The organism is Paenibacillus shirakamiensis (genome assembly GCF_017874255.1).
GTDB classification, from domain to species: domain Bacteria; phylum Bacillota; class Bacilli; order Paenibacillales; family Paenibacillaceae; genus Fontibacillus; species Fontibacillus shirakamiensis.
On record NZ_JAGGLD010000004.1, the window covers coordinates 275,958 to 293,846 of the forward strand.

17 protein-coding genes are annotated in these 17,889 nt (G+C 41.5%); 14 read left to right on the forward strand and 3 right to left on the reverse strand.

Annotated elements, in window-relative coordinates; genetic code table 11:
- Positions 1-61: 61 nt before the first annotated feature.
- Entirely contained in the window at positions 62-1,078 is a 1,017-nt protein-coding gene (locus J2Z69_RS13160; protein ID WP_209863320.1) for a serine hydrolase domain-containing protein, read from the reverse strand.
- Between the two features lie 472 nt (positions 1,079-1,550).
- On the opposite strand from J2Z69_RS13160, the gene J2Z69_RS13165 reads away from it, so the two are divergent.
- From J2Z69_RS13165 to J2Z69_RS13230, 14 genes are all read left to right on the forward strand, one after another.
- Entirely contained in the window at positions 1,551-1,739 is a 189-nt protein-coding gene (locus J2Z69_RS13165; protein WP_209863322.1) for a hypothetical protein, read from the forward strand.
- A gap of 165 nt (positions 1,740-1,904) precedes the next feature.
- A complete protein-coding gene (gene map / locus J2Z69_RS13170) occupies positions 1,905-2,654 on the forward strand; it encodes a type I methionyl aminopeptidase (RefSeq protein ID WP_209863324.1) in 750 nt (249 codons plus the stop codon).
- A 377-nt stretch (positions 2,655-3,031) separates the two neighbouring features.
- Positions 3,032-4,072, forward strand: coding sequence for a cytochrome c oxidase subunit II (gene coxB / locus J2Z69_RS13175; RefSeq protein ID WP_209863326.1), 1,041 nt, complete (start codon positions 3,032-3,034; stop codon positions 4,070-4,072).
- Between the two features lie 93 nt (positions 4,073-4,165).
- Positions 4,166-5,983 carry a cytochrome c oxidase subunit I gene (gene ctaD / locus J2Z69_RS13180; protein WP_209863601.1) on the forward strand — a complete coding sequence of 606 codons (1,818 nt, stop codon included), beginning with the start codon at positions 4,166-4,168 and terminating at the stop codon, positions 5,981-5,983.
- Positions 5,980-6,606 carry a cytochrome (ubi)quinol oxidase subunit III gene (locus J2Z69_RS13185; RefSeq protein WP_209863330.1) on the forward strand — a complete coding sequence of 209 codons (627 nt, stop codon included), beginning with the start codon at positions 5,980-5,982 and terminating at the stop codon, positions 6,604-6,606. The genes ctaD and J2Z69_RS13185 overlap by 4 nt, the downstream gene beginning before the upstream one ends.
- Before the next feature lie 3 nt (positions 6,607-6,609).
- Positions 6,610-6,933, forward strand: coding sequence for a cytochrome C oxidase subunit IV family protein (locus J2Z69_RS13190; protein WP_209863332.1), 324 nt, complete (start codon positions 6,610-6,612; stop codon positions 6,931-6,933).
- A gap of 103 nt (positions 6,934-7,036) precedes the next feature.
- Positions 7,037-7,975 (forward strand): cytochrome c oxidase assembly factor CtaG, encoded by a 939-nt coding sequence (gene ctaG, locus J2Z69_RS13195; protein WP_209863334.1) that lies wholly within the window; start codon positions 7,037-7,039, stop codon positions 7,973-7,975.
- A gap of 8 nt (positions 7,976-7,983) precedes the next feature.
- Positions 7,984-8,448, forward strand: coding sequence for a DUF420 domain-containing protein (locus tag J2Z69_RS13200; RefSeq protein WP_209863337.1), 465 nt, complete (start codon positions 7,984-7,986; stop codon positions 8,446-8,448).
- Positions 8,449-8,718: 270 nt separating this feature from the next.
- The gene (locus tag J2Z69_RS13205; protein WP_209863340.1) at positions 8,719-9,426 is read left to right on the forward strand and encodes a hypothetical protein; all 708 of its coding nucleotides are present in this window, start codon (positions 8,719-8,721) and stop codon (positions 9,424-9,426) included.
- Positions 9,427-9,463: 37 nt separating this feature from the next.
- On the forward strand, positions 9,464-9,859 hold the full coding sequence (locus J2Z69_RS13210; RefSeq protein ID WP_209863604.1) for a GntR family transcriptional regulator: 396 nt from the start codon (positions 9,464-9,466) through the stop codon (positions 9,857-9,859).
- A 262-nt stretch (positions 9,860-10,121) separates the two neighbouring features.
- Complete coding sequence (locus J2Z69_RS13215) at positions 10,122-11,030, forward strand: ABC transporter ATP-binding protein (protein ID WP_209863344.1); 909 nt, start codon at positions 10,122-10,124, stop codon at positions 11,028-11,030.
- Positions 11,031-11,046: 16 nt separating this feature from the next.
- A complete protein-coding gene (locus J2Z69_RS13220; protein ID WP_209863347.1) occupies positions 11,047-11,952 on the forward strand; it encodes an ABC transporter ATP-binding protein in 906 nt (301 codons plus the stop codon).
- Positions 11,945-13,231, forward strand: a complete 1,287-nt coding sequence (locus J2Z69_RS13225; protein ID WP_209863350.1) for an ABC transporter permease — start codon at positions 11,945-11,947, stop codon at positions 13,229-13,231. The genes J2Z69_RS13220 and J2Z69_RS13225 overlap by 8 nt, the downstream gene beginning before the upstream one ends.
- A gap of 230 nt (positions 13,232-13,461) precedes the next feature.
- Complete coding sequence (locus J2Z69_RS13230) at positions 13,462-14,754, forward strand: putative polysaccharide biosynthesis protein (RefSeq protein ID WP_209863353.1); 1,293 nt, start codon at positions 13,462-13,464, stop codon at positions 14,752-14,754.
- A gap of 728 nt (positions 14,755-15,482) precedes the next feature.
- On the opposite strand, the gene J2Z69_RS13235 is transcribed toward J2Z69_RS13230, so the two are convergent.
- Positions 15,483-16,748: an MFS transporter gene (locus J2Z69_RS13235; RefSeq protein ID WP_209863356.1), complete on the reverse strand. Its 1,266-nt coding sequence runs from the start codon at positions 16,746-16,748 to the stop codon at positions 15,483-15,485.
- A gap of 115 nt (positions 16,749-16,863) precedes the next feature.
- Positions 16,864-17,619, reverse strand: a complete 756-nt coding sequence (locus J2Z69_RS13240) for an SDR family NAD(P)-dependent oxidoreductase (RefSeq protein ID WP_209863359.1) — start codon at positions 17,617-17,619, stop codon at positions 16,864-16,866.
- Between the last annotated feature and the right edge of the window lie 270 nt (positions 17,620-17,889).

The following is a 17,889-nucleotide window of genomic DNA, read 5'->3' on the forward strand; positions in this document are numbered from 1 at the left end:
ATAGGGTGTACAGAACTGGCTTGGATACAGGACCCTGGAGAACTAGCTTAACTATTTCCGATTAACGTAAAGCAGGCAATATAAATTCTCTTAGCAATAGGCGTGGATTTTTCCACCTTCTTACTTGAGATTCTGAGGTGAAAATCACTACGGCTTTATAGGAGGGAATAACGATAATTTGCTGACCGCCGTGACCATGAGCATAGCTGAAAGGGACACCATCTTCCTTGCTGTTCCACCATTGGAAGCCATATTTACCGAACCCATGGAAATCCTCAGAATAGCTAGTAAATGAGTTGTGAACCCACTTGGAATCAAGAATTTGGCTTTTGTTCCATATCCCATGATTGAGATAGAGCAGGCCGAATTTAGCCATATCCCTTGAAGTTAATCTAAGCCCAATATGTCCCATCGTGTGTCCTTCTGGGCTGGCAGACCAAGCCGCATTCTGGATATCTAGAGGCGTAAATAAATGATCTGAAGCATAGCTGAAGGCACTCTGTCCTGTGTATTCGGTTATGATCATGGATAGTAAGTGAGAGTCCACACTGCGATATAGGAAGGAACCTAACTGATCCTCCATTATGGGGAGTCTCAAGATGAATTTCATCCAACTGCGGCTCTGCTCAAAACGATGCAAGAATCTCTCGCCAAGTTTGGGTCCCGTCTGCCAGTATAGTCCAGAGGTCATCGTTAACAAATGCCTCAGAGTAATTCGGTGCCATAGGAGATCTTCTCGGTGCGGCGCAAATTTCTGAATTTTATCCCAGACTGGCACCTCTAACCCTGGAAGATCTCCGCGCTGAACAGCAATGCCAATCAGAGCAGAAATGAAGCTTTTCGTAGCCGAACGAAGATCGTGTAAGGAAGCAGCATGATATTGATTATAATACCGCTCAAAAATGAGCTGATTGTCTTTGATAACTAGAAAACTATGCATGTTAGGGTAACTTCGCTCTATCGCTTGATGGGCCTCTAGAATTTTGGCTGAACTTACCCCTGTATGTTCAGGATCTCGAATAGAGAAGTAAGGAAATGAAATAGATGAAGAAGTTAGAATAGGTGTGAGATGTTTCATATACCTCCGAGGGAATAAGGGGATTTTAATACTATCTATATTTTACCCAGTTTCAGCAGATAAATAGGGAACCTGTCCCTATAATATTCCTGAAAAATGTGCCAATATAAAGAAAGCTGTAACCCCTTTGTGAATATGATACAATGGAAAAGGATAGGAGGTTGCTGCAAAAAAAGGGCCAGGCTTGTAGAGGAATGGCTCACGTAGCACATCAGCTTTGTTTCAACTGGATTTTCTTCGGGTATGTATAATGTCAGGTACCTGTCCTTAGCGACAGAGTTATGTTCCTGAGTACTGCGGCTGGTCAGCTGATTTTTTTTGGCACAGCTTGCTTGTTGGGTATCCGAGTTAGGTACGACATCTTTGGCTCTACTCAGCAACGGCGCAACTCACTTCATGGTTATACTTGCAGATCTTTAGGCGTTCTCAAAAACGGAGCATTAACTTATAAGCGTTCTGGGAGGGAATTACTATGGCAACGAAAGGTCATAACGAAGTCAAAGAAAGTTTGCGGGAGATGACAAGAATTTTCAAGCCCAAAGACCCCAAGAAATTTGTCAAAGAGTACGTCCGCAAATACCGCATTATGGGTGGCTACGAAGAAGAACTTACACATTTAGTTGAATATGAAATGGGGAAACTAAACTCCTCCGTATCTTAAAGCTGTGCACACCTTGTAATGACACGTAAACTTCCAATCCATATAAATTAGACCTTACAACCGCTATGCAGTTTTTGCTGCTTGCGGTTTTTTTTCGGTCTTTTCCTACATATATTATATTCCGGGGATAGCAACGGCCGGATATGAACAGAGGAGGTCGGCGGCGTGAAGATCAGTCTTAAAAGTACCGAAGAGATTAAACGAATCAGGGAAGCGGGAGAAATTTTAGCAGAGTGTCATCGTGCTATCCGCAAATTGATTGCCCCTGGTATTACAACACTTGAAATCGATGCTTATGTAGAATCTTTTTTGATATCTAAGCAGGCCACACCCGAACAAAAGGGTTATAAAGGATTCCCATTTGCCACCTGTGCCTCGGTGAATGATATCGTTTGTCATGGTTTCCCGAATATACACCCTTTACAAAGTGGTGATATTGTAACGATAGATATTGTGGTGAATAAGCAAGGATGGTTAGCTGATTCGGGATGGTCTTATGGCGTAGGGCCATTATCCTTAGAAGCAAGTCGCTTACTCCAAGTGACAGAGGAAGCCTTATATAATGGCATAGATCAGGCACACCCAGGGAAGCATGTGGGAGATATTGGTCATGCGATCCAGATGCGAGCAGAGCAAGCAGGAATCGGAGTTGTAGCTCCGCTTGTGGGTCATGGTATTGGAAGACAGTTACATGAGCCACCGAATATTCCCAATTACGGAGTTCCGCGCACGGGAGTTAAGCTTAGACCCGGGATGGTCATTACTGTAGAACCCGTATTCATAATAGGGGATACCGGGGCTGTTTTCTGGGAGGAGGATGGCTGGACGGTGCGTTCCGCAGATGGAAGCTTAGGTGCTCAGTATGAACATACGATCGCAATTTTAGACGATGGACCACATATTTTGACAGCTTAAAGGAGGGGCGACTCTCTTTTTTTTGTCTAATTTATGCAGGGGCTTAAAGCTAGAAAAGTCGAAAATGTCAAAATTCTATGTCGGTTTAGTAGAGTAGACTTAGAAGAGTCTGAATAATTAAGAAGAACTGTTTTTCTTTGAAAACTAAGGGTGAAATCGTTTGCAAATCCAGTATTGACGCGACTTTGCGGAATTTTGAACATTCTGTGAACTACCCTTGAATCATTGACAAAAGTGTGTACGAATCATATATTTAATTAGTGATTGTTCGAATTGACAGGATAGCAGTTTCCGTGATAGAGCAAGTCGATTGTTTCCGATATCTGGAGAGAGTCCTTGTAGGGTAACGGAAGAATACGTAAAAGTGGGGTAGATCAATGATGAAACGGTGGCAGGCTGTGAAACGGCTCCTTCCTTTGTTGGCGGGGCTGGCGCTGTTGTTGTCTGGTTGCGGTCGGGAGGACTTGTCTGTGTTGAAACCACAGGGTCCTGTAGCACAAGGGCAATACGATTTAATGAAGCTTTCCATTACCATTATGATTGTCGTGTTACTGATTGTATTCGGCATAGCGGCTTATGTACTTATTCGTTTCCGCCGCAGACCGGGACAGACTGATGTTCCTGAACAAGTAGAAGGAAACTTCAAGCTTGAAGTATTGTGGACTGTAATTCCTTTGATTCTGGTTCTTATTCTGGGAGCTGCTACAGTTCAAAAGGTATTTGCTTATGGAGAGAATTATTGGAACGACAAAAATGCAATAAAGGTGAAAGTGACTGCGCATCAATTCTGGTGGGAGTTCACCTATCCTGACTATGGAGTGACCACGGCACAAGATTTGATCATTCCAACTGGCAAGAAGATTGCCTTTCAGTTGAAGACAGTAGATGTTCTTCACTCCTTCTGGGTTCCATCCCTTGCTGGGAAGACGGATACTAACCCTGAAGGTTCTGTGAATACAGCTTGGTTCCAAGCTGACAAAGAAGGCGTGTACCGCGGAAAATGTGCAGAGCTTTGTGGACAATCTCATGGTTATATGGAATTTAAAGTCAAAGCAGTTAGCCAAGCTAAGTTTGATGGTTGGGTGAAGGTGATGAAAGCGCCAGTAGCTATGCCTGAAGATAAAGCAACAGCTGAACTTCTGAAGAATCAATGCTTGAGCTGTCATGCTATTGGAGATCAAGGGGGACCTCTTGCTCCGAATCTCACAGGGATTGGTAGCCGCGAGAGCGTAGCTAGCATTCTCATCAATGGTGAAGATGGCAAGACAGTGAAGCAGAACCTTGTAGAATGGTTATCTGATCCTCAGAAAGTAAAACCAGGCAACAAAATGCCTAGTCCTAAAGAAAAGATGCACTTAACCGACGCCCAAATTGATGCTATCGCAGACTATTTATCTAAATCAAAGTTGAATTATTAATTTGTTCTTAAGCACGGCGCATATGGATAGGAATTTTTAAGGGGGGTACAAACCTTGGCTCACGCTCACAGTGTCAAGCGCCATAAGGGTCTGATGGATTGGTTAACAACGGTTGACCACAAAAAAATCGGCATCCTGTATTTATTAGCCGGGGCTTTCTTCTTTGGAATCGGCGGTATTGAAGCATTAATGATTCGTTGGCAGCTTATTAAACCTTTAAATGATTTTGTAACAGCGCAACAGTTTAACGAACTTATAACTATGCATGGAACAACCATGATCTTCTTAGGTGTTATGCCTATCATCTTCGCTTTAATGAACGCAGTAGTACCCCTTCAGATTGGCGCGCGCGACGTAGCGTTCCCATTCTTGAACTCCCTAGGTTTCTGGACCTTCTTGTTCGGAGGAATTCTTCTGAATCTGAGCTGGGTCATGGGTGGTGCTCCAGATGCTGGATGGACAGCATATACCCCACTTTCTACCGTTGCTTATAGCGGTACGCATGGGGTCGATTTCTACACTATTGGTCTCCAAATTGCGGGTCTAGGGACACTTATCGGGGGGATTAACTTCCTAGCCACGATTATCACAATGAGAGCACCAGGTATGAGCTTTATGCGTATGCCCATGTTCACATGGACAATTTTCATTACCTCTGCCATCATATTGTTCGCTTTTCCAGCTATTACCGTAGGTTTAGTTCTACTTAGCTTTGACCGAATTCTCGGAGCTAACTTCTTCGAAGTGGGTCAAGGCGGCAGCCCTGTACTATGGGAGCATATCTTCTGGATTTTCGGACACCCTGAAGTTTACATACTTATACTTCCGGCGTTTGGTGTGATTTCTGAAGTTATTCCAACTTTTGCACGTAAGCGGTTATTTGGTTATAGCTCTATGGTGTTCGCTACGATCTTGATCGCCTTCCTTGGTTTCATGGTTTGGGCTCACCATATGTTCACCACGGGTATGGGACCGGTAGCGAATGCACTGTTCTCCATCTCCACGATGTTGATCGCTGTACCTACAGGAATCAAAATCTTCAACTGGCTATTTACGCTTTGGGGCGGACAAATCCGTTTTACAGCGGCTAATCTATACGCAACAGGATTTATTCCAACCTTCGTTATGGGCGGAGTTACAGGTGTCATGCTTGCTGCGGCTCCTGCCGATTATCAGTTCCATGATACGTACTTCGTAGTAGCCCATTTCCACTACGTTATTGTAGGAGGTTTGGTGCTTGGTATTTTCTCAGGTCTACATTATTGGTGGCCTAAAATGTTCGGTCGTATCCTTAATGAGACGATTGGTAAGATTGCATTCTGGTTCTTCATTATCGGTTTCCACCTTACCTTCTTTGTACAGCATTTCCTTGGACTTCTAGGTATGCAACGCCGGATCTTTACTTACTTACCGAACCAAGGTTTTGATACGCTCAATCTAGTTAGTACCGTAGGTGCTTTCCTGATGGGGGTAGGCGTTCTTATATTCTTGTATAACGTGGTAATCACATCCATGAGACCTGCGGATGCTGCCAATGATCCATGGGAAGATGGACGTACGTTAGAATGGTCCATTCCTTCACCTCCTCCAGAATATAACTTCAAACAAACACCGCTGGTTCGCGGTATTGACGCATATTGGAAAGAGAAAATGGCTGGGCATACGGAAATGACACCTGCGGAACCTGTGGGCGATATTCATATGCCATCAGCATCCATCTTGCCATTCGTCATGTCTGTAGGTATTTTCATTGCGGGTCTGGGCTTCATGTATCATTACTACTGGATCGTAGCTGGAGGCCTAGGTATTCTCTTTGTATGTATGGCCATTCGTTCTCTCTATGATGATAAGGGCTGGCATATTCATCCTGAGGATCAGGTCGAAACTAATCGTAAGGGGGTAAAAGCATGAGTGCACCACATCCAGAACAGGTGACATCCGCTCTTCCCCACGAACCGGAGAAAGCAACACTTGAGGGACGCAATAAGGTTTTAGCCTTTTGGTTGTTCCTTGGTGGGGAATCCGTTCTCTTCGGTACGTTGTTCGCCACGTTCTTGGCTCTTCGGAATCAAGTAGCGGACGGACCTACTGCGAATGAATTATTTAAGCTTCCTACGGTTGCTGCGGCAACTTTTATCTTGCTTGTAAGTAGTTTGACTAGCGTATTTGCAATTCAAGCTATGCATAAGGGCAATCGCAAATTGCTACAAATCTGGCTTGCCATTACAGTTGTATTAGGTTTAGGATTCCTAGGGCTTGAGATTACCGAGTTCTATGAATATGTAAATCATGAGAAATATGGCATGACTACAAGCGCATTTAGTTCGGCGTTTTACACGCTAGTAGGCTTCCATGGAGCCCACGTAGCCTTTGGGGTATTGTGGATTAGCATGTTGATTGGGCAATTGTCCAAAAAAGGTCTGACCGTAGTTACAGCACCTAAAGTGTACGTTTCTGCAATGTACTGGCACTTTATCGACGTGGTATGGGTATTTATCTTTACCGTCGTGTACCTCCTTGGGAAGGTGGGCTAACCTATGGCAACACAACAAGATACGAACCGCGGTAGCGCGGTGCGTCATAGACACCGGGTTGAAGGACCGCAGAAGCACGTCGTGGCCTTTATCTTCTCGATCGTCTTGACCTTAATTGCATTTGCTGCCGTTGCAGCTGGAGGAGTGAATTCCTCCTTCACTATTATCCTGCTGGTCGTAATGGCCGTACTTCAAGTCATTATTCAATTGGCATACTGGATGCACATGAAAGATAAAGGACATATGATCCCAATTATCTTCATGGCCGGTGGATTTTTCGTAGCTTTTACAGCGGTAATTACAGCTTTGTACTGGGTTTGGTGGTAAAATAAAGGAGGAGGCAGGTACACCCTGCCGCCTCTTTTTTTAGGTCTAAGCATTTGTCACACAATCGACAGAAATCTGAGCCGGCAGAGGAGGAGTTTTTGGTATGCTGGGGTTAGAATACTTCACGTTTAATGATTTATGGAGTCCAGTCTTTATGTCATTCATGTTATTAATTATCGCAGGTTACTTTATATTAATAGGTCCGCTAGCGGACAAGCGTGAAGATGCGGAACCAACGAGTGTCGGACGGAAAATGGCTTTTGTAGCCGGAATGTTCATTCTATACCTTGCTCAGGGCGGACCCATTAGCTTGTTAGGACACTTAATGTTTAGTTTTCACATGTTAAGTATGGCATTGTCTTATCTAATTGCCCCTCCTCTACTAATGTTTGGTATACCCCCTTGGGTGTGGAGAATACTACTAAGAGTGAATCCTTTTAAAAAGCTCAGCTTTTTGGCTCATCCCATTGTTGCTGCGGTAATTTTTAATGGTCTGTTCTCTGTATATCATTTACCTTCAGTCCATGATTATGTCATGCTTCACTTTGGTGTTCATCGACTGTACTATGCTGTGCTATTCGTTGCATCAGGTCTGATGTGGTGGACGCTTGTCAATCCGCTGCCTGAACATACCGAGATTAAGGGACTCAAAAAAATGGGCTTCATATTTATCAATATGGTTTTGCTTACGCCTGCGTGCGGTTTGATTATATTTGCACCGACAGGACTGTATGCTACTTATAATGATCCAAATGTATGGGCAAAAGCTATGGGTTACTGTGTATCAGGCAATCCTTCGGCCCTGCTGACTACGTTCGGTGGGCCCAAGTATTTTGCATTTCTGGACACCCATGTAGATCAACAAATTGGGGGAATTCTCATGAAATTTATTCAAGAGATTATTTTTGCCTCCATGCTAGCGTATGTGTTTTACCGGTGGTACAAGCAAGAGAACCGGGAGTCGGAGGAAGAGGGATCGGCAGGCTTCACTACGACCGGAGATATGGACACAAGTTCTGCCGCAAGTCGAACAGGAGGATGAAATTCAAGATGGATATATACACAATTTTTCCTACGATTAGTACTTCCTTTATCGTAATCAGTGCCATTCTAGTGGCTATTGGTTGGAGTCTCATTATTAAAGGAAGAAGAGAAGCTCATAAAAAGGTGATGTTAGCGGCCGCTGTGGCTGCGTTAATTTTCTTCATTATTTATACGTCTAGAACGATCTTCGTGGGGAACACGAACTGGGGCGGCCCGGCAGATCTGGAGATATACTATCGCGTATTTTTGATTTTCCATATTATATTGGCCACAGTAGCTGCAGTGTTTGGATTAACCACTATAGTGCTAGCCTACCGCGAGAAGTTTGCGAAGCATCGTAAATGGGGTAAAGTAACTTCTTTGATTTGGTTCTTCACAGCCATTACGGGCGTAGCCGTGTATGTACTGTTATATGTGTTATACCCAGGTGGTCATACCAAACCTGTGATTGATGCAATCTTTGGGACTTAACAAACTCATTATGAAGAGGGCGTAACTGAAAATATGAAGAGTGCGTAACTGAATATCATATTTGATGGATTCTCTTCCTTTTATGGATTAGAAAAGTGAGACATACGGTATATCCGTATGTCTCTTTTTTATTTAATAAACGAGGAATATATTGACAATAAAATAAAATACACATTATACTGTGTATAAACATATATACAGCTCTATACATACTCGTCTAGACTCCTTAAAATCTAGATAGATCTTTAAGTAAAGGTAGGGTAGAAAATTATGAGTACATGGAGAGATGGCTGGTTTATTTTTATCAAAGATTTAAAGAGTGATCGGTATCATCTGATTTATAATGTAATATTCATGCTGTATTTAGGAGGTATGACTATACTCGCGTTAAATTGGGAAAGTCAGACCACGAATCCTATTTTGGATTACTATCTATTATTAATTGTGCCTTATCTAGGGTTTTTCTTTTCAAGAAAATCTTTTCGTTATTTGAAAAATGATTCGTATACAAAGATGCTATATTACTATCGGATGTTGCCCATTCCGGCAATAGCCATCATTAAAGGAAGGATAATTAGTTTGATCTTTGCTTCTTTGTTCAATAGCCTAATCTATTTCAGTGTATATTTTGGAGTTATGTATTCTAAATGGGGCGCGATGAAGATTCAAGTTTACCTTGCATTTGTATTCACATGTTTAGGTTACTGTTTCTTGATATCAGGCATCTATATATATGTCGAGTTCTTGAAAAAAGGGACTGTATATTTATGGATCACCATTATACTGAACATGGCATTTATCTTAGTTGCATTTGTTATAAGCCATCTAGGATGGAACTTGACGAAATATGTGATGCAGAGTTCTCAGCAGGGATTATTATCACCTATAATGTGGGGATCTCTCGTAATAAGTAGTGCTGCATTATGGGGTATGTGCCGCATCACCCTTCGTAAATTAAGCACAAGAGATTTAATCTAATTTTAAAACATCAAGAGAGGAAGGTGGGGTGCGGAAGATGTGGGTTCCGATTCAAATTAACGAGAACAGCGCAGAGCCTTTATATCATCAAATCGAGACACAGCTGCGCACACTCATTGTGAGTGAACAAATCTCAGAAAATACTCTGCTTCCATCCATAAGAGAGCTAGCGGCGAGTTTGAATTGCAGTGTCATAACGATTCGCCGTGTGTATCAAGACTTAGAGGGGGAAGGTCTGCTTCGAACTCGTCAAGGTACAGGAACTTTTGTGGCAACAGTGGATCAGGTTGAACGGAATGAATACCGAAGAGCCGTAGTCCAAGAGGCGATGGAAGCAGCAGTGAATGTGGGCTTATCCGTTCAGTATGGCAAAGAGGATATGACCTCACTTTTTTTAGAGGTACTCAAACAAAAGTATGAACCAGAAGCATGAACTTGAAGTATGAACTAGAAGTATGAACTAGAAGTATGAACTTGAAGCATGAACTTGAAGTATGAACTAGAAGTATGAACTTGAAGCAAGAACTAGAAGTATGAACTAGAAGTATGAACTTGAAGCATGAACTTGAAGTATGAACTAGAAGTATGAACTTGAAGCAAGAACTAGAAGCATGAAATAGAAGCATGAACTAGAAGCAAGAACTAGAAGTATGAGCCAGAAGTATGAACTAGAAGAATGGAAAGGAGAGGATTGTATGCAAGAACTCATGGCTGTGCAGATGAATGACGTTGTCAAGCAAGGGCGGAACAAGCCTATTGGACCGCTGAATTTGGATATCCCAGTAGGTTATGTGGTGGCCTTAGTTGGACCCAATGGATCAGGTAAAAGCACGCTTTTACAGTTCATACTCCAGACGTTGCATCCCGATGAAGGGAGTATACGTTGGTTTGGCCAATCTTATAAGAACACTCTACCCTTGGAGATTCGTCAGCAGATCAGTTATGTAGCAGAGGGACCTCTACTTGAAGAAAGCCATATGACTGTTCAAGAAGCAGCATATTTCAGGGGTCATTGGTATCCAGCATGGGATCAGCAGCGGTTCGAAGAGTTACTTGCCATTTTCTCTCTCCAATCTCAGGCTAAGCTAAATAAAATGTCTAAGGGCGAACGTAGAAAGTTCGAGATTGCGGCGGCCTTGGCTGTTCGTCCCAGACTCCTTTTACTCGATGAACCCTCGTCAGGTCTAGATCCTTTTGCCTGGACACAGATGATGGATGAGATTCGCACCTGCCTCGAGGGAGAGGATGTCACTGTTATTATTTCTACTCACATTGTGGATGAGATTAAGCGGCTTGCCGATTATGTCGTCTTGATTCATGAAGGCAAAGTCAAAGGAATGGTAGAGAAAGATGCTATGTTAAGTCAGTGGGTTGAAGTATGGGCTAGAGGACAAGTGCAGCTGATGAGTCCTGATGTGAGAAGTGATGTGATTGAGATTCAAGAAGACGAATCGGGAATGCATAGATTCATTGTACAGAATACACCCAATATACTTGCTAAGCTTGCAGAAGAAGGTTTGGAGGTCGTAAGAAGTCGCGCACTAGAGTTAGAAGAGACGCTTGGATTGTGGATTAAAGAACAGGGACCTGAACTTACTCATTGAAGGAGCGTGAATTCATATGACACAACCTTTGGTTATTAATCAGTTATATAAGCAGTTTGGGGATAAGACGGCGGTAAATGGCATTTCTTTAGATGTGAATGAAGGAGAAATCTACGGTTTGCTTGGTGGAAATGGTGCAGGTAAAACGACTACCATGCGCATGGTTCTAGGCATTATATATCCGGATGGTGGAAGGATTGAATACCACGGTAAAGGTTACAACGCTGAATTACAGCAAGGGATGGGGTACTTACCTGAAGAACGAGGCTTATATCCCAAGATAAAAGTGAGTGATCAGATCAAATACCTAGGTCAGCTCCGCGGTATGAAGGCCAAGGATGCGGATGAAAGTCTTAAATATTGGTTGAATCGATTTGGAGTTCCAGAATATTACGATAAGAAAATTGAGGAATTATCTAAAGGAAATCAGCAGAAGATGGGATTTATCGCGGCTGTTGTGCATAGACCGAAGATTTTGATTTTGGATGAGGCCTTCAGTGGTTTAGATCCTGTTAATGTAGAACTCCTGAAAGAAACCGTTCGGGAGCTGAGAGATGAGGGCACGAGCATTCTTTTCTCAACGCATCGCATGGAACATGTAGAAGAGCTTTGTCAGCGGATTACAATATTACATAAATCAAACCCCGTAGTCCAAGGCGATATTCGGGAGATCAAAAAACGCTATCCTAGAGAGCAGGTAGTTCTCCATACGACAGGTCCGGTCCATGGGTTGGAGAACCTTGCAGGGATAACTAAGGTAGATCAAGTAGAGCGAGGGTACTTACTTCATATTGCTGATGTAGCAGCCGCGCGGTCAGCTCTACAGTTAGCCATGCAACAGACGGACGTAGAACATTTTGAAATTATGGAACCGACGCTCAACCAAATCTTTATTCAAGAGGTGGGTGAATCTAATGAATAAACTCAAATCGGTCATTGGTTTTACATTTGCAAATAAGGTAAAAAATAGAGCTTTTCTCGTTACTACGATCATTTTCATTGTGATTATCAGTATTCTTGTGAATCTTCCTTATTTGATCCAGCTTTTCTCAGGGGATGACAAGAAGGCAGAAAGTACACATATCGGGCTCATTGTAGGAAACCAAACTGAAATTGCGACTCAACTAGAGAAGTATGCCGCCCAACCTGAAGCTGGTTTTACGATTAAGAAATATGCCAACTCTGCTTCCCCTGATGTAAAAAAAGATATAGAAGATAAAAAAATTAGTGGCTATGTAGAGTTCAAAGATACGACGGTGGGTGATTTTCCAGTAGTCACTTTTGTAAAAAAGGGTGACGGACAGGACACAGCATTGCTGGCTAAATTGCAGAGTGCGCTGCAAATCGTTAAAACACAGATCATTACAAAAGGTAGTCTGAATGATACGCAAATTGCAGCGCTGAATCAACCTGTGGATCTAGATGCAGAGCGCTACACGGGTAGCGCCAATTCTCCGGGTTCCGACGAAGGAAAGGGCAAGCAAAATTTTGCGAACTATCTCTTTGTCAGCCTCTTAATTCTTATCTTTTGGATGACGATTCTTACCACAGGGAATATGATCTCATCTGAAGTTACTTCGGAGAAAAGTTCGCGTATTATGGAGATTTTAATCACAAGCGTGTCTCCTCTAACCCAGATGTTTGGGAAGATTATTGGAATGTTTCTCATAGGTCTTCTGCAAATTTCTATATTTATAGCTGTAGGTATTCTAAATGCACTATTACCCTATAACCGAACGGCACTCGCCGACTACGATATCAACCTCAGTCAGTTGGATCTCAGTGTCTTATTCTATGGATTGTTGTTCTATGTAATGGGATATTTATTATATGCTACCTTGTATGCGGCTGTAGGTTCGATGGTCAGTAGAACCGAGGATCTGGGTCAGGCCGTGATGCCGCTTACGATGATCAATATGGCCTCCTTCTATATTGGTTCATTCAGTGCCTCTAACCCTAACACGATGTTAGTCAAAATAGCATCCTATGTGCCATTTACTTCACCGGTATCGATGCTGCTTCGGATAGGGCTTGGTGAAGTAAGTGCATTAGAAATTGCTATGTCTCTGCTCATCTTAGCTGTATCGATTTTCTTCTTCGGCTGGCTCTCTGCCAAGATCTATCGTACTGGTGTTCTTTTGTATGGCAAGCGCCCAAGCTGGAAGGAAATTCGTAAGGCGATGCAGGCTTATAAGATCTAGATAGGTATAGCATACTTCAAACTCCATAAGTTATAAAAACTCACAGATGAAATAGCGTTGTGGCCCTGTTGCTAGAACGCTATTTGTGTTCTCTTATTAGGAATATACTGTATAATACTATAAGTATCTCCAAATTAATTTGTCGTATCGTATCGAGAAAACAAACCCAGTACTTACTAGATATAAAAATAGAGAAATGTATTATACACACATGAGAGAAGGACTTTCTATTGAATAAGGATTCTTTGCTTAAAGGAACGATTATTTTAACAGTTGCAGCTTTTGTTGCTCGATTCTTGGGATTTATTCAGAGGATTCCTTTACAGCGGTTATTAGGTGATCATGGTATGGGGACGTATGCCACAACGTTCAATATCTACTTTATTCTACTTACTATTGCTACGGCTGGACTACCTAGTGCAGTAGGTAAAATTATTGCTGAGAAATATGAAATGAATAAAGAAGAAGAAGCAGATCAAATATTTAAGGCGGCTTTAGTATTTTCGATTATTTCAGGATTTGTTATGTCTATTGTTTTATTTATTGTAGCCCCAGTACAAGCTAGGTTAAGCCATGATATGAACAGCCTAAATCCAATTCGAGTGATAGCTCCAGCTCTTGCATTATTTCCTATAATCGCCGTTTTTCGTGGATACTTTCAAGGAAGACGCAGAATGCTACCGAATGGACTATCTCAAGTAGTAGAACAAATCCTAAGGGTCTCGGCTGCTATCGGCTTGGCCTACTTATTTAGTGCGATCGGATGGAACACATATGTGGTTGCCGGGGCTTCCTTTGGAGGAGTTGTGGGGGCTATCGGTGCACTTTTTATCGTATTAATATATTACTTTAAAGAAAAAAAAGTAATGGGTTTACCCCTCCTTACGGAAGCTAATAAACCTCAACTTAAGTATTCACAGATATATAAAGACTTATTTAAATTATCCATACCCATTGTTATTTTTGCTATTACGGTTCCAGCCATTAATTATATCGATACTACACTAATTAAACCACTGCTCATTGAACATGTAGGTAGTTTTGTAGCACAAAATTATGTAGGGTTAGTTGGGGGAAGGGCTCAAGCCCTCGCTGGCTTGCCAATTATATTTTCTATTGCCATAGGGCAGTCTATAGTTCCCATAATATCAGGGGCCTACGCAACTAATAATATAACTGAAGTTAGGCACCAATCGAATAGAGCACTTCAACTCGCACTTTTGACTGCTATCCCTGTTATTTTACTTATCTGTGTCGGAGTGAACTCTATGAATACGTTAGCTTTCGGAGACACTAAAGGAAGTAGTATCATCGTGTTTGCGACAATGACTACAATTTTTCAGATTATTATGCAAATTACTGGATCCATATTAATTGGATTGCACTACTCGAAAACGTTAGTTGCGTTTGTTGTTATGGGGCTTGGAGTTAAACTCATCATTAGTTTTAGTATGGCTCCTTTTCTGGGGATTTACGGTTTCTTAATGGGTACAGTATTGTGTTTATTACGATATGCATCTTGAATATCTTAACTTTGAACAAACTTATAAGGGATGTCAGAGTGTTTCGTGTAAAGCAGTGGGGGGCACTTTTGTGTACGTTAGTTACTGTTGGAGCTCTGGGAATATTAGAAAATATAGTACTGGGACATTTACTAGGCGGACTTAATGAGTATGTAAAAAGTATAATACAATTCCTGGGGTTATCGATACTCATCTTAATCGTATACCCGGTTCTATTGCAATTAACAAATGTAATAACGCAAAAGGATATTTTAAGTTATCCAGTCAAACTTCAAAAATTACTTGGATTAATAAGAAATCCACTTAAAGCTAGGAATTGATTTTTTAAAAATATTTAGAGTAAGTATTTATTTAAAACTCCTCGGAGTATGCGTCATATACCAAGCCTTCACACTAGTTCTCTTGATAAATAGAGAATAAGAACCATTATCCGTGTAGTGAACGGAAGTGGTTCTTTGCTGTGTGTGATATGGCCTACAACATGAAACTCTTATAGATGCCTTTAACGGTGATAAAGGTATCTATAAACGCATTTGAAACATTTAAAAGTATGTGATAAAATGAACTTAACAAAATAGTTAATAGGTTACTATAAGTAACTTTTTATACCTTTATATACAAATTTTAAATTTTAAATTAAATTATAACGATATTATAAAAAACTCACAGATAAGATGATAAATAAAAAGACCCACTCCATGAAGAGGTGAGTCCAATTGATGAATCGATTAGTTCCAGTTCCCAGCTTCTACGATTTTCTTCTTACCTTTGAAGGCATTGATAATCAATAAGATGTTGAGGGCTAGCATAACTAAAATAGCGTAAGGAATGGAATTGTAGCTACCTGTAAGTTGAGCAACATAACCGTATACAGGAAGAGCAATAATGCCTGCTACAGCAAGTCCGATAATAGCAGATGAATAGATTTGGCTGTATTCCTTGTTACCGAACAATGCAGTTGTCAACAAGGGACCAAGTGTACCGATGGAAGCAGATACGACACCATAGACGCCAAGAGCTAATCTGAACATAGTAGGATTTGTAGGTACAGTAATGAGAATTAAGAATGGGATGAACCCTAGAATCATAGCAAAGATAGCTGTGTTTCTGGCACCGATTTTATCAGACAGAATACCGAACGAGAGTGCTCCAACAAGGATACCAATGGAATAGAAGCCCATCGCTCCGCCTGCGAAAGAAATATCATAACCAATGCTTATTGCAAAAGGTGCTACATATTGACCAAATGCTGCAATGGATGTGATTAGGAAGAAGAAGATAAACAACGAATAAAATGCGCTTGATTTTCTTGCGATTGCTGCGGTTACACCTTTAGGAGCTTCCACTTTGTGTGTTGCTTGATCTTCAGCTTTTACCTCATCATTACCAAGCGGTTGAAGACCTACAGACATAGGAGACCAACGAATGAGTAAAAGGATGGTAGGAATTACAATAACTAGAACGAGGATGGCAAGGAAGAAGTACGTATATCTCCAACCGTTGCTAGCAATCAGGTTACCTGCCATAGGTTGAAGAATGGCGCCGAAGATACCTACGGAAGCGACCATAATACCCATTGCAAGTCCATTGTGCTTTTTGAACCAGTTGTTGATAAGTACCGGAGCTGCCATTTGACATACAAAGATCGCACCGATAGACATAGGGATACACAAGATATACCAACCCCATACGGAGTTCATTAAGCCGAACAATCCAAAAGATCCTGCTTGAAGGATTATACCGATGATTAAAACAACTTTAATGTTATATTTCGCCATGATCTTGCCGGCAATTGGAAGAAATATCATAGTTACAATGGAGGAAATACTGAAATATAGAGATAGACTTCCTACGCCGATGCCTAAATCTTTAGTAACCGGAGCGAGGAAAAGTCCGCCAATACCGTTAATACCGCCTTTAGCTAATCCTGCCATAAGGGCTACGCCTAATAGCAACCACCAGGCAAAGTGAATTTTCTTTTTATTCTGACTCATGATGTCTCTCCTTAAGACTATAATCAACTTATAGTCGAGCTGTTTTTTTGCATTACAATAGGAATGCCCTTATGTTGTAAGGAGCATCCCAAATTACAGTTACTACTTTCTAGAATTAACGTAATTTAGTTGAGCCACCATCAACCATAATGGTTTGGCCCGTGATATAATCGGAATCTGTACTTGCAAGGAACACAGCAACACGTCCGATATCCTCTTCCAGTTCGCCGAGTCTTCTGAGCGGAATCTTGGAGAGCATGGAATTATAATAATCGGGGTTCTCTTCTGCCCACTGAATCATACCTGGAGAGTTAGCAATAGGAGCTATAAGATTCACGTTGATACCGAATGGTCCAAATTCATTAGCAGCAACACGAGTGGCTGCGCGAATGGCTTCTTTGGCAACGGCATAGGATACTTGGTTCACATCCCCATGAAGTCCTGCACTAGAGGCAAAATTAATAATTTTACCTTTAGACTCTTTTAAATAAGGTAAAGCTGCTTGCATGAGATAAAATGTGGGATAAAATCCCGTGTTGAAGGACAAATCGAATTCTTTTTGCGTGGTTTCCTCAATAGATGACATTTTGGAAGCGTGTGCATTATTTACCAGAACGTCAATTCTCCCATACTTGTCTGCTACTTGATTCACAAGTGCAGCGAGTTTATCATGCTCTGTTAGATTGGCTTGAATGAAGATGGATTCGGGTGCGAACTCTTGCAATTGCTTAAGCGTTTGAAGTCCTAGTTGTTCATTGATATCAATAATGACGACTGTAGCGCCTTCTTTGACGAATGCCATAGCCATACCTTTGCCAATTCCACCAGCTCCGCCTGTAATCATTGCAATATTCCCATCGAGTCTCTTCATGTTGTCTTCTCCCTTTCTTAATATTTTCTATAAATGATACTTCGCTTATAAGGCTAATATCATGAAGTAACCTAGGTTACTTTTAATAAACAGGTTACTTTATATAACCATTCTAAACCTTTCAATAATATGTGTCAATTTGAAGACAACTACTATTTAAATGAGATATACTAGATACATCTGAGAGGCATAGCGTGATGATATGAGATGCAGAGACATAGTTACTATGGCTCGAATTGGTGACCTATTAGTGAATAAGCACCAAATAAG